Genomic DNA, 25057 nt, shown 5'->3' with positions numbered 1-25057 from the left:
ATGATGACAGAAAGAAAGATGATCTTATAAATTTTCCGCAACGCCGTTCGCCTGCCAGCGTCGGCGCATGTCCTCCAGCCAGCGGCCGCGCAGGGCGGCGGGGCGGTCGGGATAGCGCTCGTCGAGGAAGTCGGCGGCCGTCACCCGGTCGGTGCGGAAGTGGCGGAAGTCTTGGCGCAGCTCGCACCACGCCACCAGCAGGCGCACGGTCTGGAAATAGGCGACGGTGACGGGCCAGACGGTGCGGTCGCTGGGCCGGCCCAGCTCGTCGGCGTAACTCAGGCGGATCTTACGCCCGGCATGGATCCACGTGCGGGTGCGGGCCATGTCCAGGCTGTCCGGCGTGCTGGCCGGCCGCCGGGGCGGCATGCGCGTCGCCGGCTCCAACACATAGGGGCGCAGGCGATCAGGCACGGCGGCGGCGATCTTGGCGATCAGGTCCTGGGCCGCCCGCGCCAGGGCGGGGTCGGCCTGGGTGCTGACCCATTGCGCGCCCAGCACGGCGGCCTCGATCTCATCCGGGGTCAGCATCAGGGGCGGCAGGTCGTACCCCTCCTCCAGCACATAGCCGATGCCGGCCTCCCCCCGGATGGGCACGCGCTGGGCCATCAGGTCGGCAATGTCGCGATAGACGGTGCGCTTGGACGTCTCCAGTTCCGCCGCGATGGCGTCGGCCGTCAGGGGGCGCCGCGTGCGGCGCAGGATCTGGATGATCTGGAACAGGCGGTCGGCGCGTCTCATAGGGGCATCCTGGTGTCACGCTGCTGACAGCATGTTGGCAGCAGGATGGCAGTAGAACGGGGCCATCCACAAGCCACCGTGCCCCAAGCCACCACCCCTCGAGGAAGACCGCCATGACCGCCACCCAGAGCAACCCCCGCCAGCCGATTTCCCTCTACACCGGCGGCGCCCTGTTCGGCCTGCCCGACGCCAGCCCCTTCTGCATCAAGGCTGAGGTGCAGCTGAAGATGGCCGGCGTGCCCTATGTGAAGGCCCAGGGCATGCCCGACCAGGGCCCCAAGGGACAGATCCCGTATATCGAGGATGAGGGGCGGCGGCTGGGCGACAGCACCTTCATCCGCGCCCATATCGAGAAGACCTACGGCGTGGATCTGGACGCCGGCCTCACGCCCCAGCAGCGGGCCCTGTCCTGGACCATCGAGCGTCTGCTGGAAAACCAGCTGTACTGGACCGTGGTCTACAGCCGCTGGCTGATTCCGGAGAACTTCGCCAAGGGCCCGGCCCAGTTCTTCAACCGCGTGCCGGAAGCCGTGCGGGAAACCCTGCGTCAGCAGGTGCTGGAGCGGGTGACCAACAATGTGCGCGCCGCCGGTCCCGGGCGTCATTCGGATGCGGAGATCGCGGATCTCTGCGACCGCTCCCTATCCGCCCTGTCCCTGCTGCTGGGCGACCAGCCTTATTTCATGGGGGAGCGGGCCACAGCGGTGGACGCCACGGCGCTGGGCGTGCTGGCCAGCCTGCTGACGCCCTACTTCGATACCGAGGTGCGCCGCCGGGTGCTGAAGTATCCCAACCTGCTGGCCTACACCGACCGGCTGATGGCGGAATTCTATCCTGATTTCGCCTGGGAACCGGCGGTCGCGGCGGCGGCGTAAAGGAACCGCCGTCAGCTTCGCCTGTTAGGGCCCTGCCTCCATAACCCCAAGGAAGCAGGGTGCCCATGCTGGTTCAGCCGGTGGATTATTTCCTGGCCGCCTGGTTTGTCCTGGCGCTGGCGTCGGCCGTGTATGTCGGTGTCGACCAATATCGCCACAACCCGGAACCGCCGGTGATGAAGTGGGGCTTCATCCTCATCACCCTCTATCTCGGACCTCTCGGCCTTTTGCTGTACGTGCTGGTCGACAAGGAACCCCGGCCTGGCGCGCATGAGGCGTTCATCCGCCCCCTGTGGAAGCAGGGGGCCGGTTCCACCCTCCACTGCGTGGCGGGGGACGCCACCGGCATCGTACTGGCGGCCGTGGTGACGGCGGCGTTCGGCCTGCCCATGTGGCTGGACCTGATCGTGGAATATCTGTCCGGCTTCGCCATGGGGCTGTTCATCTTCCAGTCGCTGTTCATGCGGTCGGCCATGGGCGGCGGCTATTGGCAGAACGTGCGTGGCAGCTTCCTGCCTGAATTCATCAGCATGAACTTCATGATGGCCGGCATGGCACCGGTCATGTGCTTCCTGATGATGGGGCGCGACATGCGCGCCATGGAACCCGCGGAACTGCTCTTCTGGGGCACCATGGCGTTGGGCGTCGGCGCGGGGTTCGTCACGGCCTATCCCGCCAATGTCTGGATGGTGGCCCGGGGGATGAAGCATGGGCTGATGACCCAGCGGGAAGGAAGCCACCATCATCATGAGATGAAATCAGATGCCACCGCTTCCCAGGTGGCGGCGCTGGGTGGTGTGTCGCTGCTGGCGCTGGTCATCGGCATGGTGGCGCCGGCCAACTGGCTGAACCTGGACGTGTCGGCGCGCGATGTGGGTGGGACCATAATGCCGCCCGGCATGGTCATGGACCGCGACACGCCGGCCGAAGCGATGCGCGACATGGCCGCCGTGGATCCGCGCCGGGTGACGGCGGCTTTTGGTATCGACACCATGGGCGACCGTGAGTTGCCCTACCGGCTGGAGGACGGGGTGAAGGTCTTCGACCTGCGCGCGTCCGTCATCCGCTGGACCATCCTTCCCGGCGTCACCGTTGACGCCTATGCCTATAACGGCCAGGTCCCCGGGCCGCGCATCCATATCCGGCAGGGTGACCGGGTGCGCATCAACGTCACCAACGCCCTGCCGGAACCCACCACCGTCCATTGGCACGGCCTGACGGTTCCCAACGCCATGGATGGGCCAGCCTGGGTGACGCAGCCGCCCATCCCGCCCGGCGGGCGGTTCAGCTACGAATTCACGGCTGGCCAGCACGGCACCTACTTCTACCACCCGCACGCCAACCCCGACCGCACGCAGGCCCTGGGGCTGTACGGCGCGCTGATCATCGACCCCGCCGACCCCAAGGACGAGGTGCCGGCCGACCATGACTATGTGATCCAGCTGCAGGAATGGTTACGGCGCGACGGGCTGACCTTCCCCGCCATGCCCATGGACGGGGGCCACCCCAACTATTTCACCATCAACGGCCGATCCTACCCCGCCACGGAAACGGTGCATATGAAGGTGGGCGAAACGCTGAAGGTGCGTTTCATCGGCACCAACACCGGCTTCATCCACCCCATGCACATCCACGGCGGGCCCTTCCTTGTGGTGGGCCGCGACGGCCAGACCCTGCCCCCGGCAGCCCGGTATGAGGCGGACACCGTGAATGTGGGGCCCGGTCAGCGCTACGACGTCATCTGGACGGCGCGCCTGCCGGGGAAATGGCTGATCCACTGCCATATTCCCCACCACACCACCAACAACAACACCGAATCGCGGGGTGGTGGCGGGTTGATGGTGGTGATCGACGTTCAGCCTTGAGGGCTGGCTTTCTGAGCCCGCGCGGCGGAAACGGGCGCCCCTTGGGGGGAATGGGGCGCCCGCCGTTCGCCTATCCCTCGCGGAACACCAGTTCCAGAAGGATGGCGCCGCCGCCCGCGCTGGGGGGCGTGCGGATGAACAGGCGCCGTTCCCCCAGGTCGGGAAGGTCCATGGTGGAATAGGGGATGGCCAGGCCTTCCAGCTTGGCCCGCATGGCCCAGTAGGCCTCCCCATTTTTGTTATCTCCGGGGTCGTCCATGCGGAAGGCGACGTGGTCCAGCATCTCCCCCGCCCGGCCCACCGCGGCGCCCGATCCGGGGATCAGATGCACGATGGGGGCGTCCCCGGCGTACAGCCAGTACCCGGGGAAGTCGAAGGGTGGGCGGTACCCGGGCTTCAGGTCCAGCACCGCCTCCAGGAAGCCGCGCGTGCCCTCCAGGTCGGCGGTGCGCAGGGTGGCGTGATCGAGATGCATGACCGCGCCTGCCTCAGATCGTCTCGGTTTCGCGCACGGTCAACGGGCTGCCGGCGGCGAAGCGCGCGATCTCATCCTTGCGCAGGAAGGCCACGCCGGGGTGGCTGTTGGCATAGGTCAGGAACTTGTCCCACACCCGCACCATCTGCGGCGTGCCGCTGATGCGGTCGTGCGCGCTGATGGACATCATGCGGCGGCGCTGGCCCGCCTCTTCATACAGCTGGTCGAAGTCCAGGGTGACCTGTTCCAGGAACTGGGCGGGGGTGTAGTTGCGGCCCTCGATCAGGACGATGTCGTTGTTGCGCAGGGTGTAAGGCACGACCACGAAGTCATGGCCGTTCACCTGCTCGATGAAGGGCTCATCCCGGCTGACGTCATCGATGTGATAGAGATAGCCCAGCTCCTGCAACAGCGGCAGGGTATGGGGCCCACGGCGCAGCCAGTTGGCGTTGTAGCCCACGGGCGTCTGGCCGGTGACCTCCGCCACCATGGTGCGGGCGTCGGTCAGGAACTGCCGCTCCTCCTCCCGGCTCATGGCGTATTCGGAACTCCAGCGCGGGCCGTGGCCGGCGGCCTCATGGCCGCGCTTCACGATCTCGCGTGCCAGGTCCGGGTTCTTGCGCACCGCCTCGCCGATCATGTGCGAGGTGACCTTGACGCCGTGCTTGTCCCACAGGTCCAGCATGCGGGGCACGCCCTCGCGATAGCCGTAGGCGAACCAGGTATTGGCGACGGGGTCGCTGGGCACGCTGTCGGGGAAGTCCACCTTGGGGAAGGGGCTGTCGGTGCCCTTCAGTGGCTGGCCGCCGGCTTCGAACTGCATGGAGACGCTGATGACCAGGCGGGTGTCGCCGGGCCAGAAGCCGGCCCCCGGGAATTTAGGGGGCGCCGGCTTGGTGGCCGGGGCCTTGGTCTCGGCGGCGCCGGCGGTGGTGCCGCCCATCGCGATACCGGCGGCCAGCAGGCCGGCACCGGCGCCGGCATGGGTCAGGAAGCCGCGGCGGCTGGCGAAGATGTCTGTGGTCATGGCCGATTGCTCCTCTTACTGGGCCACCGCGCCCAACTGGCGCAGCAGGGTCAGGTTGTCTTCGATGTGCCAGTTCTCGGCGATACGGCCGTCCTGGACGCGGTAGAGGTCGGTGGCGATGAAATCCACCGTCTGGCCCTTGCCCTGCACCTCACCGAAATGGCCGGTGAAATGGCCTTGGAAACGGAAGTGCACGGTCACCCGGTCACCGGCCACCACCAGCTGTTCGGCGCTGGCGGTCAGGTCGGGGATGGCGGCCCGCACGAAGGCGGAGGCGGCCAGCGGCCCCGGCACGCCCTGGGCGCGGCCCGGCGGCAGGGTACGGTCGGTGAAGTCCGGCGCCAAGGCGGCGCGGGCCATGGCCTCGTCGCCGGTGGACCAGAAGGTGGCGTAGCGGCGGGCCGCCAGGATCTCCGCGTCGGCCTGCGCCTTGGGCAGGCTGGCGTCGACGGTCAGGTGCTTGGGCTGGACCAGGGTGTCGGCGGCGAAGGCCACCGGGGCGGTTGCGGACAGCGCCAGGGCCAGGACGGTGCCGCGGACCAGGGAGGGGGACATTTGCGTGCTCCATCAGGGGGTGAATTCGATGACCTGACGGTACGCGCTTTGAATGTTCGCAAGAATTGACCTTACTCTCCAAGGTCTGTTGTGTTATATGCAAGAATATGGCCGACACCTTTTCCGATATGGCGACCTTCGTCCGTGTGGTTGAGGCGGGCAGCCTGTCCGCCGCGGCCCGCGACCTGGGGCAGTCGCTGGCCGTCATCAGCCGCCGCCTCAGCGGGCTGGAGGAACGGCTGGGCGTGCGCCTGCTGAACCGCACCACCCGCACCCTGGCCCTGACGGAGGAGGGGGCGGCCTACCACGCCCGTTGCGTCCGCATCCTGGCGGAGGTGGAGGAGGCGGAGATGGAGGCGACCAAGGGCCGCCACACCGCCAGCGGCCTGCTGCGCCTGACCTCCACCGTGGCCTTTAGCCGCCACCTGGCCCCGCTGCTGCAGGAATTCCAGGCGCTGCACCCCCGCCTGCAGGTCCACCTGCATGCCGCCGACACGCTGTTCAACATCATCGACACCGGTTTCGACCTCGCCATCCGTTTCGGCGCGCTGGCGGACAGCAGCCTGATCGCCCGGCAGCTGGCGCCCAACCGACGGGTCATCTGTGGCGCCCCGTCCTATCTCGACCGCCGGGGCCGGCCGCAGGGGGTGGAGGATCTGCTGGGCCATGACTGCCTGCTGTTCGGCGACCCGCCACCCGACCAATGGACCTTCGCCGACGGGCGCAGCGTCCGCGTGCGCGGCCCTCTCAGCAGCAATGACGGCGAACGGGCCCATGCCTGGGCACGGGGCGGGGCCGGCCTGGTGCTGAAATCCATCTGGGACGTGCATGAGGATATCGCCGCCGGCCGGCTGGAGGTGGTGCTGCCCCATCTGCCGCTGCCGGCCGCCCCACTGCACGCCGTCTATCCCCATAGCCGCCACGCCGCGGCCAAGGTGCGGTTGTGCGTGGATTTCCTGGCCGACCGGCTGCGGCGGATGACTCCGACGGCGGCATGAGTACGCTGTAAGGCCGAAGGACGGGGCCGGGCGGCCTTGATAAGGTCGCCCGGCCCCGTCCCATTTCACGGCTTGCGAGAAGACCCGTATGACCCCGTCCGCGCCCAGCCGTCCTCCCCGTCTCATCGGCTCGTTCGGCTTGCAGGGCAGCGGTTCCACCTGGGTCTACAACGTGATCCACGCGGCGCTGGAGACGACGGGCGTCCGCATCGCCCGCTTCTTCGCCAACGACCTGACACACGAGAACATCCTTCAGATTCGGGACGCCGACGTCGTCCTCGTGAAGGCGCACGAGCCGTCGGCGGCCCTGCTGGCCACCTGCCTGTTCGCGGGCGCGCCGGTCATCGTCACCGTCCGCGATCCGCGCGATGCCGTCGTCTCCCTCATGGAACGGTTCGGCCATTCCTTTCAGGAGGCGGCGGACGAGGTGCGCAACAGCGCCCGCTATCTGATGCGCCTGGTGGCCGACTGCCCGGCGTGGGTGCTGCGCTATGAAGACGACTTCATGGAGACGCCGGCCACCGTGTCCAAGATCGCCGCCCATGTCGGCGTGGAAATCAGCGGCCAGGATGCCGATGCGATCTTCCAGGCTCACGCCAAGGACGAGGTGGCGCGGCGGATCGGCCGCTTCATCCAGGAAGGCCGCATGGGCGACGACAACCCGCGCCTGCAGTTCGACGCGGCGTCCCACTGGCATCCCAACCATGTCGGCGACGGTCAGGTGGGCAAATACGCCAGGAAGCTGACCGCCGACCAGGTCATGGCCGTCGAGATCGCCGGCCGGGACTTCATGGAACGGTTCGGCTACGCCCCCCTGACCAGCGGCTTGCCCTCCGGCTATGCCATCGACTTCGGCCCGTCGGGGTGCGTGAACCGCAGTGTGGCGCATGGCTTCTTTCGTCCGGAAATCTCAGGCGGTGCAGGGGTCATGTGGGCGCGCACGGCGACGGCTACCGTCGATTATCCCCTGGCCGGCGCCGCCACCTGGGCGCTGGGCACGGTCGACCTGGCCCTGGCCCCCGCCTTCCGGCATGGGACCGATGAGGCCGAGGTGGCCGTCGAGATCCGCGGGCGGACGATCGCGATGTTGCGGTCGGATTCGGCGGGCGAGGACGGGGTGCGGTTGAGCTTCGCGCTGGAGCGGAATGAGATACCGGCCGACGGGAATCTGGAGCTGGTGTTCCGCACCAGGGGTGCCGTGAGCGCCGCCGCGCTGGGCCTGTCCCATGATGACCGCAGGCTGGCTGTCGGCGTCCGCCGCTTGGCCATGGAATACGGCGCCTAGCTGTACTCAACCAGGCTGGCGGACAGCGTGGTGGACGCAAGTAGGATTTCGGCGGCGGCGACCACCTCGGCGGGGCTGACCCCGTTTATGCAATGCGCGGTGTGCCGTGACACGCAGCCCTGGGCGCAGGCCGGGTCGGCGGGGGTGGCGGGGCGCACGATGCGGTGCGGCACGCCCACAGGCCCGAAGCGGCGGGGCGCGTTCTCATGATTGTCCGGCGCCGTCAGCGGATGGCAGGAGATTTCGACCACCGGCACGGCCACGGCCGCTGCCATGTGCATCAGGCCGGAATCGTTGCCGATGTACAGGGCCGCGCGCTCCAGCACAGCGGCTGATTCGCGCAGGTCCAGCCGGCCCGCCAGGTTGTGCGCACGGCTGCCCAGGGCCTGCGCAATGGCGGCGGCGTCGCTGGCCACGTCCGTGCCACCCAGCAGCGCGAACATCAGGTCGTGGCGCCCAGCCAGCGTCCGCGCTGCCGTGACCACCTGATCCACCGGCCAGCGCCGGCGGCCGGTGGAGGCGCCCAGGCCCAGCGCCACCAGGATCCGGCCGGCCACGGGCGGCACCGTCGTCCAGGCCGTGGCGCGGTCAACTTCGTCCAGGTGGATGTCGCAGCGCGGCTCCGATGATGTCGGGATCGCCCCGCCGCCGCTGACCGCCCGCATCAGCGCGCCCATCACCTCGACCTCATGGCAGGGGGCGGGAATGGTCACCACATCCGTCATCATGGCGGTGAAGGCGGCGTTGAAACGGGTGAGGTCGGGCATGCGGGGGCTGGTCAGGCCATAGCGGCGCGGTACCCCGGCCAGCACCGCGATATGGTTGGCCAGGTAATAGTCGGGCATCAGGCGGGGGATGATGGTGGCGTCCACCCCCTGCAGGAAGGCGACGGCCTGGTCGATGGTGGCCTCCAGCCAGGCCGTGGCTTCGTCGGGGGCGAGCCAGGGCAGCCGCACCGGCACCAGCAGCGTGCGGTCGATGCGCGGGTCGCGGGTCACCAGGTCGCGCACGCGGGCCCCCGCCATCAACCCGATCTCGCCGCCGAACCAGGGCCGCAGGGTGCGCAGGAAGGATGTCAGCAGGACGCTGTCGCCGATCGAGTCCAGCTTCAGGATGGCCAGCCTGCCTTGCGGCGGCAGGGGACGGGCCCGCTGGTCGGGAGGGATGAAGGGGGCGAGGGCGGCAGCCAGGCGGTTGGTGAGGCGTGACAGGGCGGCGTCGATGGCGCGCTTGGCCGCACGCATCCGATCTTCACCGTCGTCGGGTGCCTCATCCAGGACAGCGAAGGCGTCCGTCTGGGCGTCGCCGGCCAGCGCCAGCAGATCACGCGCGGCCGTCCGGCCCCGGTGCTGGTCGGCGCCGCTGGCCTGGGCCAGCGAGGGCAGGACCAAGCCGCCCGCTGTCAGATTGGCGACAGGCAGACCGGCCGTGACGGCGCGTAGCACGGCATGGTGGCCAATCCAGCGGTCCAGCGGAACGGGGGCGCTGCCGATGCAGGCGGACAGGGCGCCCACGGGCAGCAGCACGGGGCCGAAATAATGCTCCGGCCGGTCCAGCCGGTCGGCCCGGTCCAGCCGGTACAGCGGGCCGATCACGGGCAACAGGCGGACGACCCCGACCACGGCCGACACCGGCGGCAGGGCGGCGGGCAGGGCGATCAGGCCATCGTCACCGCACAGCAGCAGGGCCGGTACCGCCATGTCCTGGGCCAGGGCCGCCAGACCGGCGGCGTCGACGGTGTCCCCCTCCAGGACGCGGCACCGCTCATCCGGAATAACCAGCGCGTGGCCGGGCGCCCGCAGGACGGTGATCGGCACGCCGGCTGGAAGGCGGCGCAGCAGGTGATGCACGACGCGCGAGCCCAGGCGGCCCACGCGCAACACGACGCCGTAAGAATGCGTCAACCCCCATTCCCCCATGGACCAACTGCCCGTCAGTCCGGAGGCGGCTAGCCCCCGGCCGGATCCGTTCGCGGACCGCTGAATTGATACGAGGGGGAGCGTATTTACCCGGTGGTAGAGTCGCAATAATTAGTGCGACAAAATGCGCGCTTTACGTTTACTAAATTGGTAATAGGCATACAACTCTGCAATAAATATAGCAGATATTATATAGTCTTTGAGCATATCAAATTAGTAATAATATTAGCAATTTTACAACTGTTTTTGACTTTGTAGGGCCATTAATCGGTGATCCTGGCATGGTTTCCCAAAGGTGGTGAGATGGTGAAACAAAACGACGGCTTTCTTGGGGAATCCACGGCGGGCCAAAAGATCATGGCCAGCCCTGAGCCCATCAAGCCGATGCGGCGGGCCCTTCACCGGGACCGGCGTGGGCAGGGGCTGGAAAGGATTTTAGGAAATGGTAAGGGCCAGGCGGCGGCCTCGCGCTATTCGCGAAGACTTTAACCGAGACAACAGCCAATTCGTTTGGGATAAGTGGCCGGAAAACTCAACGGCCTGATCCGGCTATTCGTCTGTTACTTGAGACGAATGGCGCGCCCGGAAGGACTCGAACCTCCAACCCCCAGATTCGTAGTCTGGTGCTCTATCCAATTGAGCTACGGGCGCTTTTTCGTCTCACCGGTGTCGGCCGGTGAGGTGGGTGCTTGTAGAGGATGATCGGGGGGGACGCAACAGCTTTTTTGGGGTCCCGTTGCATTTTCTTTTCGATGGCCTCCCCACCCCGCGAGCGGAGCGGGACGCCGGTGCGTCGCGATGCATTGTCCAGACGGCGGGGATGGGCTATCTACCCAATCCTCCACCTTTGTGAACATTTTTGACCGTTTCGCGGAGCGCCGCCCCCATGTCGTCCCATCACGCCGATACCGCCAAGAACTTCCCCGTCACCTGGGAAGAACTGCACCGTCATGCCAAGGCGCTGGCCTGGCGCATCAGCGACAAGGGGCCGTGGAAGGGCATCGTCGCCATCACCCGCGGCGGCCTGGTGCCGGCCGCCATCCTGGCGCGCGAGCTGAACATCCGCCTGATCGACACCATCTGCATCAGCAGCTACGACCACCAGAACCAACGCACCGCCCAGAACCTGAAGGCGCCGGTGGCGGTGGAGGGTGAGGGCGAGGGCTGGCTGATCGTCGACGATCTGGTCGACACCGGCAAGACCGCCGCCATCGTGCGCAACATGATGCCCAAGGCGCACTTCGCCACCATCTACGCCAAGCCCGCCGGCCGCCCGCTGGTCGACACCTTCATCACCGAGGTGTCGCAGGACACCTGGATCCATTTCCCCTGGGATCTGAACCCCATCGCCTACATGCAGATCCGCAACGACTGATCGCGTGTGGTCTCCGGCCAGACGAACGGCCCCGCCGGGTACGCCCAGCGGGGCCGTTCGCGTTTCGAGGGAAGCGTGCACCACCCAGTTTGCCTTTTTCTAGGACGCGACCGCGCCCGCCGGAGGGAGCAGCGCAGGGCGCAGCGAGGACAGCCGAGGGCCGGATGGCCCGCTGGCGCCTGAAGCGAACCAAAAACCCCGCGCCCGCAAGGGAAGCTACTTACTCTCCGGCGCCACCACGTCGCTCAGGTGCGGCGTGTCCGGGTCGGCGATGAGGGCGCGCAGGGCCGAGCGGTCCTGCGGCAGCTTGCCCAGCGGCACGTCCATCAGGGTGTCGGCGCGGGTGCTGATGGGCACGGGCTTGCCGTAGATAGCATTCAGCCGCTCATACTCCGCGCGATGGAAGGCGTCGTCCTCCTCATAGCTGGGGTAGGCGCGCGGGGTGATGATGATGTCTTCCTGCCGCGTCGCCGTCTCGGCCGCGCGGCGCGGGCCCGGCGCCGGCACGGTCACCGTCTGGGTGGTGGCGGTGGGCTGGGCGGTGGTGGTCTGCTGCGCCCCGGCGGGGGCGGCAAGCAAGGCGCCGGACAGCAGCGCAGCGGTCACGGTTGGGAGGTGGGCAAGGCGGGTCGGCATGGCATCGGTCTCCTCTGATGCCGGCCTCGCGTAAGGCCGGACGGTGAAGGAATCCGCGACCGCGAAGGAAGGGCCGCCCGGGACCCGGGCCGGGTCGCGGGAGGGCGGCGGCGGGTAAGCCACTTGAGACCGATAATATAGGGAAGCCCGGGACTTATTCCCAGACGCCCAGGGCGCTTATTCCCAACCGCCTAGCAGGGGGCGCATGCGCTTGCTGTCCACGTTGCGGATCTTCTGCCGGCCGTGAACATGGGTGGGTGCGGGCTCGACCGGGCCGCCGGCGCGCACCGGCCGCTCGGCGAAACGGCCCAGCGAGATCATGCGGTCGTACATGACGATGGCGGCGGCCACGGCCACGTTGACGCAGAACTTGATGGGGATCTTGATGACATGGTCGCAGCGCGCCTGCATGGCCGGCGACAAACTGCCGCGCTCCGGCCCCAGGACATAGGCCGCCCGCAGGGGATGGCGGAAGCTGGGCAGGTCCACGGCGTCGTCCGTCAGTTCCACACCCACCAGGGTGCAGCCCTCCGGCAGGGTCATGGCCGAGACGCTGGGATAGGTGTAGAGCGGGACATGGTCCTGGCCGCCCGAGGTGTCGACCCGGTTCATCTCGTCCAGGTCCAGGGCGGCGTTCACGGTGAACACAAAGCTCGCCCCGAACGCATGGCCGGAGCGCATGATGGTCCCGATGTTGCCCGACTTGCTGATCCCCTCGGCGCCCAGGGCGAAATATCCACGCATGCCGCGCACCTTGCACAAGGCAAGCCGCTTGGGCAAGGTTCCAGCCCCCCGGGAAACAGGATTGCAGTCATGCCCCGGCCGGGGGAGAACGCGGGCATCAACGAACCCCAAGGGCGGAGCGCCTGGTCATGCACGACCACGACGACCATGATCATCACCACGGCGACGGCTGCTGCGGCGGCCACGGCCATCAGCCCGCCGCCCAAGGCGCCCAAGGCCAGGCCACCGTGCGCCAGGTGGACATCCCCGACCGCTCCGATGCGCCCATCCTGGTGGAGGTGACGCGCGGGTCCATGGTGGAATCGCGCCATCGTGGCCGGGTGGTGGTGGTCGATGCCGGCGCCCGCGTGGTGGCCCACTGGGGCGACGTGGATGGGTTGGTTTATCCCCGCTCCTCCAACAAGGCCTTGCAGGCCATCCCCCTGATCGAAAGCGGGGCGGCCGACGCCTATGCCGTAACGGATGAGGAACTGGCGCTCGCCTGCGCCTCCCATCAGGGGGAGGCCATGCACACCGAACGCGTAGCCGCCTGGCTGGACCGGCTGGGCCTGTCGGTGGACGACCTGGAATGCGGCGCCCACCTGCCGACGCATGAGCCGACGGCGGCCGCCCTGCTGGCGACGGGACAGAAGCCGACTGCCCTGCACAACAACTGCTCCGGCAAACACACCGGCTTCCTGGCCGTGGCCAAGCATAAAGGAGAGAAGCTGGCGGGCTATGTCCGGTACCAGCACCCGGTGCAGCAGCGCATTTTGGGCGTCATCGAGCAGGTGACCGGCCATGATCTCAGCCGCGCGCCCTGGGGCGTCGACGGCTGCTCCATCCCCACCATCGGCCTGCCCCTGGGCGCCCTGGCTCTGGGCATGGCCCGGCTGGCCGACCCCGACAGCCTGCCCGACCGGCGGGCGGAGGCGGTGATGCGCCTGCGCCGCGCCTGGGGCAAGCATCCCGAGCTGGTGGGCGGCACCGGCAACTTCGACACCGAGGTCATGCGCGCCGCCAACTCGGCCGTGCTGCTGAAGTCGGGGGCGGAGGGCGTGTGCTGCGCCGTGCTGCCGGAACACGGGCTGGGCATCGCCCTGAAGATCGAGGACGGGGCGCCCCGCGCCGCCGGGCCCGCAATGGCGGCGGTGCTGAAGCGCCTGGGCGTGCTGCCCGATACGGTGTGGGACGGCGTCGCCACCTTGGCCGTCGCCCCGGTCACCAGCCGTAAGGGCGAGACCGTCGGCGAAATCCGCCCCACCGCCGTGGCGGCGGGCTGACCCCTTCCTGATGGATGCACAAATGAAAACCGCCGCCGAGGTAGCCCCCGGCGGCGGTTCCCGTTTCGGGCTGACCCGCCCTTGTATTAGTGGATCGACTCGCCGTGGAGCGCGATGTCCAGGCCGTCGCGCTCGATGTCCTCATCGACGCGCAGGCCGATCACCAGGTCGATGATCTTCAGCAGGATGAAGGTGATGACGGCGCACCAGACGACGGTGAAGGCCACACCTTCCAGCTGGGTCAGCACCTGGCCGACATTGCCCTCGATCAGGCCCAGCTTGGTGTCCGGCGCGTCCTTCAGCGTGGCGGCGAAGGCGCCCTCGCTGTTGGCCACGGCCATCTTGGCGAACACGCCGGTCAGGATGGCGCCCACGATGCCGCCGATGCCGTGCACGCCGAAGGCGTCCAGGCTGTCGTCATAGCCCAGGGCGCGCTTCATGGACGTGGCGGTGAAGAAGCAGATGACGCCGGCGGCGATGCCGATGGCGAAGGCACCGACGGTATCGACGAAGCCGGCGGCCGGGGTGATGGCCACCAGACCGGCGACGGCGCCCGAGATGATGCCCAGGACCGAGGGCTTGCCCTTCAGGGCCCATTCCACGAACACCCAGGCCAGCGCCGCGGCGCCCGTGGCCACCTGGGTCACGGTCATGGCCATGCCGGCGCGCGGGCCGGCGGTCAGGGCCGAACCGGCGTTGAAGCCGAACCAGCCCACCCACAGCAGTGAGGCGCCGATGAGGCTCAGCACCAGGTTGTGCGGGCTGAAGTCGGCGTTGGGATAACCCTTGCGCTTGCCGATGACCAGGCAGGCCACCAGGCCGGCGATGCCGGCGTTGATGTGCACGACGGTGCCGCCGGCGAAGTCCAGCACGCCCAGCTTGGCCATGAAACCGTTGGGATGCCAGACGGTATGGGCCACGGGGGCGTAGACCAGCAGCGACCACAGCGTGATGAAGATCAGCATCGCCGAGAACTTCATGCGGTCGGCGAAGGCGCCGGTGATCAGCGCCGGCGTGATGATCGCGAAGGTCATCTGGTACATCATGAACACCGGCTCCGGGATCGTCGGGGCCAGGCTGTGGGTGCCGGTCGGGTCCATGCCCGCCAGCAGCACGCGGCTGAAGCCGCCGATGAATTCCTTGGCGTCGGCGGCGTCACTGGCGGCGGTGAAGGACAGGCTGTAGCCCACCAGCGCCCAGATGACCGTGACCAGGCAGGTGATGGTGAAGCTCTGCATCACCATGGCCAGCACGTTGAACTTGCGCACCATGCCGCCGTAGAACAGCGCCAGGCCGGGAATGGTCATCATCAGCACCAGGGCCGTGGACATCAGCATCCACGCCGTGTCGCCGCCGCTGATGGTGGGGGCCGCCGTGGCCGCGGCGGGCGCCGCGGCATCCTGCGCCATGGCCAGCGCGGGCAGGCCCGCCGCCAGCACACCTGCGCCCAGTCCCAGGAAACGCTTACCCAAACTGCTCATGCCATACCCCATCCCAATCACCGCGTTATCAGTCACCGCTGGCGGTCCAAAGCCGTCACCGGCCCGGTCCGCTGGCCATCCGCGAACCCGCACCCTGAAAAGCGCGCGGCCCCCTCTTTCAAACTTCGTGCCGCGATACATTCGAAAGCTGTCTGGGCTTTGGGGCGGGGGCGGATGATCAAATTATGGGCGGGATCGGCGGAGGAAGTCGCATGCTGGCGCCCAGCTGCTTAAAGGATAGGCGAAATCCCATCAAAATTCTCACTGCACTGATAGTGGGATCAAGACATTAGGGTAGGACACCATCAAATATCGGCGCCTCTGGCGCCAAACTATGCGGGAATTGCCTATTTTTCGGGCTTCATTCCGGATGTCACCGAATGGGGTGCCCCAAAAGCAACGACGCCGGCGCCACCCCATCGCTACCCCGGGACAGGGGGGAAGGGGCAGGCGCCGGCGCCGCAGCAAACTCTCAATCAGCCGTGAGGAAGGCGATGATTATTCCTCTTCCTCGTCGGCGTCCTGCTCGATCTGGTTGGCCAGGTCGTGCAGCATGTCCACCACGTCCTGGTGGGTGGTCTCTTCCACCGCCTGGTTGACGGCCACTTCGATCATGGCGACCGCCACATAGGCGGCCAGGGGGCCCGCCTCCTTGAGCGCCGCCTCAAGATGCTTTTCCGCGACGCTCAGCGCCTTTTCGAACAGGGCTTCCGCGGTGGAGTTGTTGGTGTCGCTCATGGCAGACCTTCACTGTGATAATAGGGGTGTATGGATCAGATGATGGGCAGCTATAGCACCCTTGCCGGATGTCGTCACGCCGCCCCGCTTGCCAAATCCGGTTCCATACCCCTAATCCCTGGGCGAACCCCGCCCCGTCACAGGAACTTAACGCCAGTGTCCGCCCCGACCCCGCTTCCGTCTGCCTCCAGCGACGCGGCCGACCCGCCCTTCGACCTGGCCGACGCCGGCAGCTACCGTTTCTGGACGGATGAGCACGTGCGTTTCAATGACCTGGACCCGGTGGGCCACGTCAACAACAACGCCTTCGGGGTCTATTTCGAATCGGGCCGCGTGGCGCTGCACCAGGCCCTGCGCGGCCGGGTGGGTTTCGACCGTCATGCCATCGTGATGCGCAAGATCACCATCGATTACCTGGCGGAGATCACCTACCCCAACGCCGTGCGCATCGGCACCCGCCTGGTGCGCCTGGGCCGCACGTCGTGGACGACGGGCAGCGGCCTGTTCGTTGGCGGCCGGTGCCACGCCACCGCCCTGTCCGTCTCCGTTCTGGTGGATGTCGATAGCCATCGCCCCACCCCCATCCCCGATGATCTGCGCCCCGTCATGGAGACCCTGCTGTGAGCCGCCGTTCCTCCCCCGGGCCCACCCCCGCGCGCGGCAAGCCTTCCGCCGGCCGCCACCAGTCCCGCCGTCCTGCCGCCCGTCCGCCGGTGGAGCCGCCCACCAGCGGCCCTATCGAAATCACGGTGGAAAGCGTGGGCGCCCTGGGCGACGGTGTCGCCCACTGGCAGGAGCCGTATGGGCCGAACCACCGCCTGTTCGTGCCCCAGACCCTGGTGGGCGACCGGCTGATGGTGCGCTTCGCCCAGCAGCGCGGCGAGGGCTGGCTGGTGGAACCGGTGTCGCTGCTCGCCGAGGGGCCGGGCCGTGCCGACCCCGCCTGCCGCCACTTCGGCACTTGCGGCGGCTGCACCCTGCAGCATATGGATGCTGAGACCTACGGCGCCTGGAAGGTGGAACAGCTGCGCCACGCCTTGTCGCGCGCCGGCGTCACCAATTTGCCCATGGCTCCGCTGGTGCGCACGCCGCCCCATGCCCGTCGGCGCGCCGTGCTGGCGGCCGCCCGCCGGGGCCGCCGCCTGTGGCTGGGCTTCAATGAGCGCGCCAGCCACCGCTTGGTGGACATCGAGGAGTGCACCGTGCTGGCGCCGCGCCTGATGGCGCTGGTCGCTCCCCTGCGCGCCCTGCTGCTGGATCTGCTCCCGGACGAGCATACGCTGGACGTGGCGCTGACCCTGCTGGACGACGGGCCGGACGTCCTTTTGGTGGGACTGCCGCAGCCCGACCTGAACGCCCTGGAAAAGCTGGGCGCCTTCGCCGAGGCTCATGACCTGGCCCGCCTCACCTGGTCCAAGCGGCCGGGCGCGCCGGCGGAGCCCATCGCGCTCCGCCGCACCGGCGTGGTGCGCTTTGGCCCGGTGGCGGTATCGCCCGCTGCGGGGTCCTTCCTGCAGGCCAGCGCTGAGGGCGAGGCCGCGCTGGTGGCGGAGGCTTTGGCCGGGGCGAAGGGTGCTGCCAGGGTAGCCGACCTGTTCGCCGGCAGCGGCACCCTGACCTTCCCCCTGTCCACCTTGGCGCCCGTGCACGCGGTTGAGGGCGATGGTGTCGCCATCACGGCGCTGGAGGCGGCGGCCCGCATGGCGGGCGGCGGCCATCCCGTGACGGTGGAACGCCGCGACCTGTTCAAGGAACCCTTGTCCCCGGCGGAATTGTCGGCCTACCAGGCGGTGGTGTTCGATCCGCCGCGCGCCGGCGCCGCGTCCCAGGCGGCGGCCCTGGCCGCATCCACCGTGCCGGTGGTGGTCGCCATCTCCTGCAACCCGGTCAGCTTCGCCCGCGACGCCGCCCTGCTGCTGGAGGGCGGCTACGTCCTGGAGCGCCTGGTGCCGGTGGACCAGTTCCTATGGTCCCCCCATCTGGAGGTCGCGGCCCGTTTCCGCCGGCCGTGATGGATGCCGTGAGGAATGGGGGCAGCGTTACCAGTCTGCCGCAGTGGCGCTAAAGGTGACGTGGCCAGGCCGGTGCGGCTGTGCGGGGGGCGCGATGACGTGCTATAACCGCACCCCCGGTGGCGCAATCCAGAAGCGAGTCCGTCAGTCCCATGAGCAAGGCGCTTGAGATCCTGAAGTCCTACGCCCCGGCCACGGTGGCGGAGGAAAACGTGCTGAACGACATCCTGGACCGGCTGGGCCGCCGGACGCTGGACGCCGACACCGCCGTCGAACAGATCATCGACCGTCTGGACTGGCCGCTGGACCGCGCCGCCGCCGAGGTGGATGCGTATCTGGAATAGTTCCTCAAACGCCGGCGTCCCCATCCGGGGACTTGGCTTCCTCGCTGCGCCCTGCGGTGCTCGCTGCGGCGGCCACGGTCGTGGCCTTGTCGCTACGCTCCGTGCCATATTGCTTGTGACGGAACCGGGCTAGGCCGCGACTGCGGCCGCCGGAGCTTTGCGGGGAGCGGCAGCGGACTGCAAAGCGAGGTTTAGCCAAGGGCCTGATGGCCCGCTGGCGTCTGAGGCGGACCAATAAATATTACTCGGTAATGCGTATCGTGGGCAGACCAACCCCGGCGGCGGCGCGTTCCCGCAGGATTTCGCGGCGGAAGCGGTAGAGTTCCGCCGGGCGGCCGCCGGTGCGCACTTCCAGGGCGCCCGTGGGCTCCACCAGGCCGCCGGCGATCAGCAGGCGGCGGAAGTTCTGCTTGTGCAGGCGTACGCCGGACAGCGCCTCCACCAGGCGCTGCAGCTGGAACAGGGTGAACTGCGGCGGCAGCAGGTCGAACACCACCGGCCGGTATTTCAGCTTGCCCCGCACCCGCCCCAGCGCCGCCGCCAGGATGCGGCGGTTGTCCTGGGCCATGGGGATGCCGGTGGCGGCCAGCGCCTCGGGCTGCACCGGGCCGGACCACAGGCCGGCCACGTCGGCTGGCAGCTTGCCGTTCTGCGCCAGGCGGGCCAGCACGGCGCGGTCGCGCGGCGCCTCCGCCACCAAGCCTGCCTCGTACAGCAGCTCATACCGCTCCAGCACCCGTTCATAGTCCCAGGCGTCGTCGTCACGGCTGAAGGTGGTGTGCACCCGGTCGCGGCGTGCGGCCGCCAATTCCGGATCATGCTCGGCCCAGCGCTCCAGCGCCGGCAGCAGGGTGCGGGCGATCATGGCCGGCCGGCCGTCGCGCCAATCCTCCCACGGGAAATAGCTGTACCAGTCGTGCCATTCGGCGGCCCCGGATCCCGACAGCGGCGCCTCGCGCGTCAGGGCGATATAGCCGATGGAGACGACACGGGCGTCGCCGTCCACCTCGCGCAGATCGCGATAGCGGTCGCCAAAGGTGTAGAGCTGCTCAACATAGCCCAGGGGCAGGCCCGTCAGCTCCGTCACCCAGCGGCGCAGCCCCTGTTCCAGGGTGCGGTGGCGCTCCGGCGCGAAGGGGCCGAAGGGCAGGGCGTCCCAGTCGCCGCTGGCCTGCTGCTGTGGCGTCGCCAAGTCATGGGTGAGGCGGCGCACCACCAGCACGCGCGGCACCTCCCGCGTCACCGCCACGATCACGGCGGTCAGACCGATGGAGGCGCGCTCGCCCATGGGCTGTGGGATGGGCTGGCCGGGCTGGGGCTGGGGGGCCTGGGCGCTGGTCACGAGTCTCCCGCCAAATCTGTTTTCGGGGCACCTTTTCCGGACCCGGGGCGGAGGCCCGTCCCGGGGCGCGACAGAATGTGTTGTCCGAGACGCTTTTGACAGCAAGAGAAAGTTCACGGGCACCTGTTAAAAGACGACAATCTGCTTATTGTCCTAAGCCGCAGGATGCCGCTTCGTTTCCCCACCATGATTTGCCTATGGTAGGCCCCGCGAATTAACGGGCCGGCCGCCGTGTGGCGACCACATGTCGTGAGAGAAGGTCCGACTTCGGGAGAGAGACCCATGGCGCTCAAAGCAGAACAGCGCAAATCCGAACTGACCGAGCAGATCGCCGCCAAGGTGCGGGATCGCCTGTCTCGGGAAAAGGCCGCCCCGGCGGAACGTTTCGTCCGGCAGTTCTACGCCAACGTGCCCCCTGACGACATCCTGCGCAGCAGCAGTGATGAGCTGTACGGCGCCGCCATCGCCATGTGGCAGTTTGGCGCCGTGCGCAAGGCCGGCACCGCCCAGGTGCGCGTCTGCAATCCCAAGGTGGAGCAGGACGGCTGGCATGCCCCCCACACGGTGGTGGAGATCGTCAACGACGACATGCCCTTCCTGGTGGACAGCGTTTCGGCGGAACTGAACCGCCACGGCCTGACGGTGCACCTGGTGATCCACCCGGTGGTGAAGGTGAGGCGCGACGCCGACGGCCGCCTGGTCGAGCTGTATGAGCCGCACGCCGCCCCCGCCGACGCCAAGGCCGAAAGCTTCATGCATGTGGAGGTCGATCAGCAGACCTCTCCTGAACTGCTGGAAAAGGTCCGCGCGGGCTTGGTCCATGTCCTGGCGGACGTGCGCGCCGCCGTGGAGGACTTCGAGGCCATGCGCAGCCGCGTGGCCGAAACCATCGACGAGTCGCGGAAGAGCAGCCAGTCCCTGGACGCCGCCGAGGTGGCGGAGGGCGTGGACTTCCTGCGCTGGATCGATGACGACCACTTCATCTTCCTCGGCGTCCGCGAATACCGCTTCGGCAAGGAGGATGGCCAGGACACGCTGGACATCCTGGCCGGCGCCGGCCTGGGCATCCTGCGCGATGACGAGGTCTCGGTCTTCGACGGCCTGCGCTACTTCTCCCAGCTGCCGCCGGACGTGCGCGCCTTCGTGCGCCAGCCGCGCGCCATCATGGTGACCAAGGCCAACAAGGATTCGACCGTCCACCGCCCGGCGCCGCTGGACGCCGTGATGGTGAAGCTGTTCGACGACCAGGGTGTCGAGATCGGCGAGCGGCTGTTCGTCGGCCTCTTCACCTCGGTCGCCTACAACCGCACGGCGCGCGAGATCCCCTACCTGCGTCAGAAGGTGAACCGGGCGCTGGAGCGGGCGGGCTTCGACAAATCCAGCCACGACGGCAAGGCCCTGCTGCACATCCTGGAGACCTATCCCCGGGATGAGCTGTTCCAGACCAGCGATGACGAGCTGTTCGACATCGCCATGGGCGTGCTGCACCTGCAGGACCGTCAGCGCGTGGCCCTGTTCGTGCGCAAAGACCCGTTCGAACGCTTCGTCAGCGCCTTGATCTACGTCCCGCGCGACCGCTACGACACCGACCTGCGGCTGAAGCTGCAGGGCATCCTGGAGACGGCGTTCGAGGGCAAGACGACGCAATACCATGTGATGCTGTCGGAAAGCGCGCTGGCCCGCGCCCACATTATCATCCAGACCACCCCCGGCAAGGTGCCGGACTACGACGTCCGCGACGTCGAGGAGACCCTGATCGAGGCGGCGCGCGGCTGGGGCGAACGCCTGCAGCAGGCCCTGATCGACGCCAAGGGCGAGGAGGTCGGGTTGCGGCTGGCCCGCCGTTACCGCCGCGGCACCCTGGCCGAGGGTTATCGCGAGACCTACAGCCCCGAAGCCGCCGTGATGGACATCGAGCGGCTGGAGACGGTGGCGGCCACCGGCCAGATCGCGCTGAACCTGCACCGTCCTGTGGAGGCCGAGCCGCACGAGCTGTTCTTCAAGGTCTACCACGACGACACGCCGGTGCAGCTGTCCCAGGCCCTGCCCATGCTGGAGGATCTGGGCCTGAAAATCCTCGCGGAAGGCGGCCCGCACGAGGTGCGTCTGCCCGGCCGCGAGAAGTCCATCTGGATCCAGGACTTCGAGATGAAGATGGCCAACGGCCAGGCCGTCGAGCTGGATGCGGTGAAGGAGGCGTTCGAGGACGCCTTCATGCGCGTCTGGACCGGTGAGGCCCAGACCGACGGCTTCAACAAGCTGGTGCTGGGGGCCGGTTTGGCCTGGCGCGACGTTACCATGGTGCGCGCTTACGCCAAGTACCTGCGCCAGGCGCGCTTCGACTTCTCCCAGTCCTACATCGAGGACACGCTGGCGGCCCACGTGGGCATCACCAAGCTGCTGGTGCGCCTGTTCCACTTGGCCCATGATCCGGCCATCCTGGCCAAGCTGGGCCGGGAAGAGGTGGACAGCCGGCGCATGGGCCTGGTGGTGGAGATCGACCACGCCCTGGACCAGGTCACCAACCTGGATGAGGACCGCATCCTGCGGCGGATGCTGAACCTCATCCGCGCCACGCTGCGCACCAACTTCTTCCAGAAGGGCGCCGACGGCCAGCCCAAGGCCTACCTGTCGTTCAAGCTGGACAGCCGGTCCATCGACGATCTGCCGCTGCCCCGGCCCATGGTGGAAATCTGGGTCTACAGCCCCCGGGTCGAGGCCGTGCACCTACGCGGCGGCAAGGTGGCGCGCGGCGGCATCCGCTGGTCCGACCGCAAGGAGGATTTCCGCACCGAGATCCTGGGCCTGATCAAGGCGCAGATGGTGAAGAACGCCGTCATCGTGCCCATGGGCTCCAAGGGCGGCTTCGTGGTGAAGAACCCGCCGCCGGCGTCCGCCGGCCGCGAGGCGGCGCTGGCCGAAGGCATCGAGTGCTACAAGACCATGATGCGCGGCCTGCTGGACATCACCGACAATCTGGTGAAGGGCCAGGTGGTGCCGCCCCAGGACGTGGTGCGCCTGGACGGTGACGATCCCTACTTGGTGGTGGCGGCCGACAAGGGCACGGCCACCTTCTCCGATATCGCCAACGGGGTCAGCCGCGACTACGGCTTCTGGCTGGACGACGCCTTCGCTTCCGGCGGCTCTGCCGGGTACGACCACAAGAAGATGGGCATCACCGCGCGCGGCGCGTGGGAGGCGGTGAAGCGCCACTTCCGTGAGCTGGGCCGGGATTGCCAGACCCAGGACTTCACCGTCGTGGGCGTGGGCGACATGTCGGGCGACGTGTTCGGCAACGGCATGCTGCTGTCCAAGCACATCCGCTTGGTGGCCGCCTTCGACCACCGCCACATCTTCCTGGACCCCAACCCGGATGCGGCCAGCAGCTGGGAAGAGCGCAAGCGCATGTTCGACCTGCCGCGCTCCTCCTGGGCGGACTATGACAAGTCCAAGCTGTCCCAGGGGGGCGGCATCTTCGAGCGTGGGGCCAAGTCGGTCCCGCTGTCGCCGGAGGTCCGGGCGGCCCTGGGGATTACGGCGGAACGCCTGACCCCGGCCGAGCTGATGCAGGCCATCCTGAAGGCGGATGTGGATCTGCTGTGGCTGGGCGGCATCGGCACCTATGTGAAGGCCGGGGGCGAGAGCAACGCCGAGGTGGGCGACAAGGCCAACGACGCCCTGCGCATCGACGGCCGCCAGGTCCGCGCCAAGGTGGTGGGCGAGGGCGCCAACCTGGGCTTCACCCAGCGCGGCCGCATCGAGGCGGCGCAGGCCGGCGTGCGGCTCAACACCGACGCCATCGACAACTCCGCCGGCGTCGACACCTCGGACCATGAGGTCAACATCAAGATCCTGCTGCGCGACGTGATGGACAAGGGCAGCATGACCCTGCCCCAGCGCGACGCGCTGCTGGCCACCATGACCGACGACGTGGCGGAGCTGGTGCTGGCCGATAATTACCAGCAGACCCAGGCCCTTTCCATTGACGAGGCGGTGGCGCCGGACACGCTGGACGACCTGGCCCGCTTCATGCGGCTCATGGAAAAGGCGGGCAAGCTGAACCGCGCCATCGAGTTCCTGCCGACGGATGAGGAGGTATCGCTGCGCGCCCAGGCCCGCCGCGGTCTGACGCGGCCGGAAACGGCGGTGCTGCTGGCCTATGCCAAGATCGACCTGTACGACAAGCTGCTGAATTCCGACCTGCCGGACGATGCCAAGATGGCCGCCGATCTGGTGGAGTATTTCCCGGAGAGCCTGCAGCGGCAGTATCCGCAGGCTGTGGCCGGCCACCAGCTGCGCCGTGAGATCATCGCCACCGTGGCCACCAACAGCATGGTGAACCGCGTCGGTCCCAGCTTCGTGGCCGAGATGGTGGAGCAGACCGGCCTGGGCGAGGCGGATGTCGCCCGCGCCTATCACATCGCCCGCGACGCCTATGGCCTGCCGGCGGTGTGGAAGGCCATCGACGCCCTGGACAACCAGGTCCCGGCGGCCACCCAGGCGGCCATGGGCCTGGCCACGCGCCGCCTGCTGCGCCGCGCCGTGCCCTGGACTCTGCTCAACAACGCCCACCCCCTGGACATGGCGGCCGGCATCGCCCGTCTGGCCCCGGCGGTGAAGGTGCTGTCCAAGGCGCTGGCCGACATCCTGTCGCCCGACGCCGCCGCCGACTTGGCCGCCAAGAAGGAGGAGCTGGAGCAGGCCGGCGTGCCGGCTGAGCTGGCCCACCACGTGGCGGCCCTGTCCGCCCTGGGGGCCGCCACCGACATCAGCCAGATCGCGGTCGAAACCAACCGTGGGGTGGAGACGGTCGCAGCCGTCCACTTCGCGCTGGGCGAACGGCTGGGCTTCGACTGGCTGCGTGGCCGGGCGGAGGCGGTGAAGACCACCACCCACTGGCAGCGCCAGGCCCTGGGCGCCATCATCGACGACCTCTACGGCCTGCAGGGCCGTCTTGCGGCCCGCGTGCTGGCCGGCGAGGGCGACGATGCCACCGCCCTGATCGACGGCTGGCTCGCCGCCAAGTCCGGTCCGCTGGACCGTATCCAGTCCCTGCTGGCCGAACTGCGCGGCGTGGCGCACCTGGACGTGGCCATGCTGGCCGTGGCCACCCGCCAGCTGCGCGGCCTGACGGCCGGCTGATCGGCCTGTACGGCAGAACCAGCGGCATGGGGCGCGTCCCCATGCCGCTGGCGCCGTCCCCGGCGGCCGAGGGAATAAGATCTCAAACCCGGGGAAGTTTTTGCGTGAATTTCAACCCCGATTCTCCGCCATCTGCGCTGTGGGCGATGGCGTCGAACTGTCGCTTGCGCAAAGCCCGGCGACTTCATATTTATTGATTTCACATCACATACCCGTGCATTGCGAAGATTGTCCGGTGGGT

20 protein-coding genes and 1 tRNA gene are annotated in these 25057 nt (G+C 68.2%); 10 read left to right on the top strand and 11 right to left on the bottom strand.

Annotated elements, in window-relative coordinates; all coding sequences use genetic code 11:
• Nucleotides 1-24: 24 nt before the first annotated feature.
• Nucleotides 25-741 carry a helix-turn-helix transcriptional regulator gene (locus P5F91_RS06985; protein ID WP_277906883.1) on the bottom strand — a complete coding sequence of 239 codons (717 nt, stop codon included), beginning with the start codon at nucleotides 739-741 and terminating at the stop codon, nucleotides 25-27.
• A gap of 113 nt (nucleotides 742-854) precedes the next feature.
• Between P5F91_RS06985 and P5F91_RS06980 the strand changes: the two genes are divergently transcribed.
• Nucleotides 855-1616, top strand: coding sequence for a glutathione S-transferase family protein (locus P5F91_RS06980; RefSeq protein ID WP_277906882.1), 762 nt, complete (start codon nucleotides 855-857; stop codon nucleotides 1614-1616).
• A 65-nt stretch (nucleotides 1617-1681) separates the two neighbouring features.
• Nucleotides 1682-3481: a multicopper oxidase domain-containing protein gene (locus tag P5F91_RS06975; protein ID WP_277906881.1), complete on the top strand. Its 1800-nt coding sequence runs from the start codon at nucleotides 1682-1684 to the stop codon at nucleotides 3479-3481.
• 70 nt (nucleotides 3482-3551) lie between these two features.
• Here the strand turns inward: P5F91_RS06975 and P5F91_RS06970 are convergent, their stop codons facing one another.
• From P5F91_RS06970 to P5F91_RS06960, 3 genes are read right to left on the bottom strand one after another with little or no spacing between them, the layout of a single operon-like run.
• A complete protein-coding gene (locus P5F91_RS06970) occupies nucleotides 3552-3956 on the bottom strand; it encodes a VOC family protein (RefSeq protein ID WP_277906880.1) in 405 nt (134 codons plus the stop codon).
• Nucleotides 3957-3969: 13 nt separating this feature from the next.
• Nucleotides 3970-4983 (bottom strand): polysaccharide deacetylase family protein, encoded by a 1014-nt coding sequence (locus P5F91_RS06965; protein ID WP_145610924.1) that lies wholly within the window; start codon nucleotides 4981-4983, stop codon nucleotides 3970-3972.
• A gap of 15 nt (nucleotides 4984-4998) precedes the next feature.
• On the bottom strand, nucleotides 4999-5538 hold the full coding sequence (locus P5F91_RS06960; RefSeq protein ID WP_145610925.1) for an ester cyclase: 540 nt from the start codon (nucleotides 5536-5538) through the stop codon (nucleotides 4999-5001).
• Nucleotides 5539-5645: 107 nt separating this feature from the next.
• Here P5F91_RS06960 and P5F91_RS06955 point away from each other — a divergent pair, with 107 nt between their 5' ends.
• Together P5F91_RS06955 and P5F91_RS06950 are read left to right on the top strand one after the other, a co-directional pair.
• Entirely contained in the window at nucleotides 5646-6536 is an 891-nt protein-coding gene (locus P5F91_RS06955; protein ID WP_186454752.1) for a LysR family transcriptional regulator, read from the top strand.
• Nucleotides 6537-6624: 88 nt separating this feature from the next.
• On the top strand, nucleotides 6625-7821 hold the full coding sequence (locus tag P5F91_RS06950) for a sulfotransferase family protein (protein WP_277906879.1): 1197 nt from the start codon (nucleotides 6625-6627) through the stop codon (nucleotides 7819-7821).
• Here the strand turns inward: P5F91_RS06950 and P5F91_RS06945 are convergent.
• Together P5F91_RS06945 and P5F91_RS06940 are read right to left on the bottom strand one after the other, a co-directional pair.
• Nucleotides 7818-9725: a glycosyltransferase family 9 protein gene (locus P5F91_RS06945; RefSeq protein WP_277906878.1), complete on the bottom strand. Its 1908-nt coding sequence runs from the start codon at nucleotides 9723-9725 to the stop codon at nucleotides 7818-7820. The genes P5F91_RS06950 and P5F91_RS06945 overlap by 4 nt on opposite strands.
• A gap of 589 nt (nucleotides 9726-10314) precedes the next feature.
• Nucleotides 10315-10391, bottom strand: a tRNA-Arg gene (locus tag P5F91_RS06940).
• A 235-nt stretch (nucleotides 10392-10626) separates the two neighbouring features.
• Between P5F91_RS06940 and gpt the strand changes: the two genes are divergently transcribed.
• Nucleotides 10627-11115, top strand: coding sequence for a xanthine phosphoribosyltransferase (gpt, locus tag P5F91_RS06935; RefSeq protein WP_040845989.1), 489 nt, complete (start codon nucleotides 10627-10629; stop codon nucleotides 11113-11115).
• Between the two features lie 216 nt (nucleotides 11116-11331).
• Here gpt and P5F91_RS06930 read toward each other — a convergent pair whose 3' ends face one another.
• Nucleotides 11332-11751, bottom strand: coding sequence for a hypothetical protein (locus P5F91_RS06930; RefSeq protein ID WP_277906877.1), 420 nt, complete (start codon nucleotides 11749-11751; stop codon nucleotides 11332-11334).
• Nucleotides 11752-11928: 177 nt separating this feature from the next.
• Nucleotides 11929-12531: a TrmH family RNA methyltransferase gene (locus P5F91_RS06925; protein WP_342780916.1), complete on the bottom strand. Its 603-nt coding sequence runs from the start codon at nucleotides 12529-12531 to the stop codon at nucleotides 11929-11931.
• 92 nt (nucleotides 12532-12623) lie between these two features.
• On the opposite strand from P5F91_RS06925, the gene P5F91_RS06920 reads away from it, so the two are divergent.
• Nucleotides 12624-13757 carry an asparaginase gene (locus tag P5F91_RS06920; protein ID WP_277906876.1) on the top strand — a complete coding sequence of 378 codons (1134 nt, stop codon included), beginning with the start codon at nucleotides 12624-12626 and terminating at the stop codon, nucleotides 13755-13757.
• 86 nt (nucleotides 13758-13843) lie between these two features.
• Here the strand turns inward: P5F91_RS06920 and P5F91_RS06915 are convergent, their stop codons facing one another.
• Nucleotides 13844-15238 carry an ammonium transporter gene (locus tag P5F91_RS06915; protein ID WP_277906875.1) on the bottom strand — a complete coding sequence of 465 codons (1395 nt, stop codon included), beginning with the start codon at nucleotides 15236-15238 and terminating at the stop codon, nucleotides 13844-13846.
• A gap of 498 nt (nucleotides 15239-15736) precedes the next feature.
• Nucleotides 15737-15976: a hypothetical protein gene (locus P5F91_RS06910; protein WP_040843696.1), complete on the bottom strand. Its 240-nt coding sequence runs from the start codon at nucleotides 15974-15976 to the stop codon at nucleotides 15737-15739.
• Between the two features lie 156 nt (nucleotides 15977-16132).
• Here P5F91_RS06910 and P5F91_RS06905 point away from each other — a divergent pair, with 156 nt between their 5' ends.
• The 3 genes from P5F91_RS06905 (at nucleotide 16133) to P5F91_RS06895 (ending at nucleotide 18332) form a co-directional block, all read left to right on the top strand.
• Nucleotides 16133-16600: an acyl-CoA thioesterase gene (locus P5F91_RS06905; RefSeq protein ID WP_246134400.1), complete on the top strand. Its 468-nt coding sequence runs from the start codon at nucleotides 16133-16135 to the stop codon at nucleotides 16598-16600.
• A complete protein-coding gene (locus P5F91_RS06900) occupies nucleotides 16597-17988 on the top strand; it encodes a class I SAM-dependent RNA methyltransferase (RefSeq protein ID WP_145610930.1) in 1392 nt (463 codons plus the stop codon). Before P5F91_RS06905 ends, P5F91_RS06900 begins: the two co-directional genes overlap by 4 nt.
• 152 nt (nucleotides 17989-18140) lie before the next feature.
• Nucleotides 18141-18332, top strand: a complete 192-nt coding sequence (locus P5F91_RS06895; protein WP_040848183.1) for a hypothetical protein — start codon at nucleotides 18141-18143, stop codon at nucleotides 18330-18332.
• 241 nt (nucleotides 18333-18573) lie between these two features.
• On the opposite strand, the gene P5F91_RS06890 is transcribed toward P5F91_RS06895, so the two are convergent.
• Nucleotides 18574-19674, bottom strand: coding sequence for an NUDIX hydrolase (locus tag P5F91_RS06890; RefSeq protein ID WP_338424066.1), 1101 nt, complete (start codon nucleotides 19672-19674; stop codon nucleotides 18574-18576).
• A gap of 282 nt (nucleotides 19675-19956) precedes the next feature.
• Here P5F91_RS06890 and P5F91_RS06885 point away from each other — a divergent pair, with 282 nt between their 5' ends.
• On the top strand, nucleotides 19957-24816 hold the full coding sequence (locus P5F91_RS06885) for an NAD-glutamate dehydrogenase (protein ID WP_145610931.1): 4860 nt from the start codon (nucleotides 19957-19959) through the stop codon (nucleotides 24814-24816).
• The last annotated feature ends 241 nt before the right edge of the window (nucleotides 24817-25057 follow it).

It is taken from the genome of Nitrospirillum amazonense (assembly GCF_029594735.1).
GTDB classification, from domain to species: domain Bacteria; phylum Pseudomonadota; class Alphaproteobacteria; order Azospirillales; family Azospirillaceae; genus Nitrospirillum; species Nitrospirillum amazonense.
The sequence above is the reverse complement of the archived record's forward strand: the minus strand, read 5'-3'. Positions and strand labels throughout refer to the sequence as shown.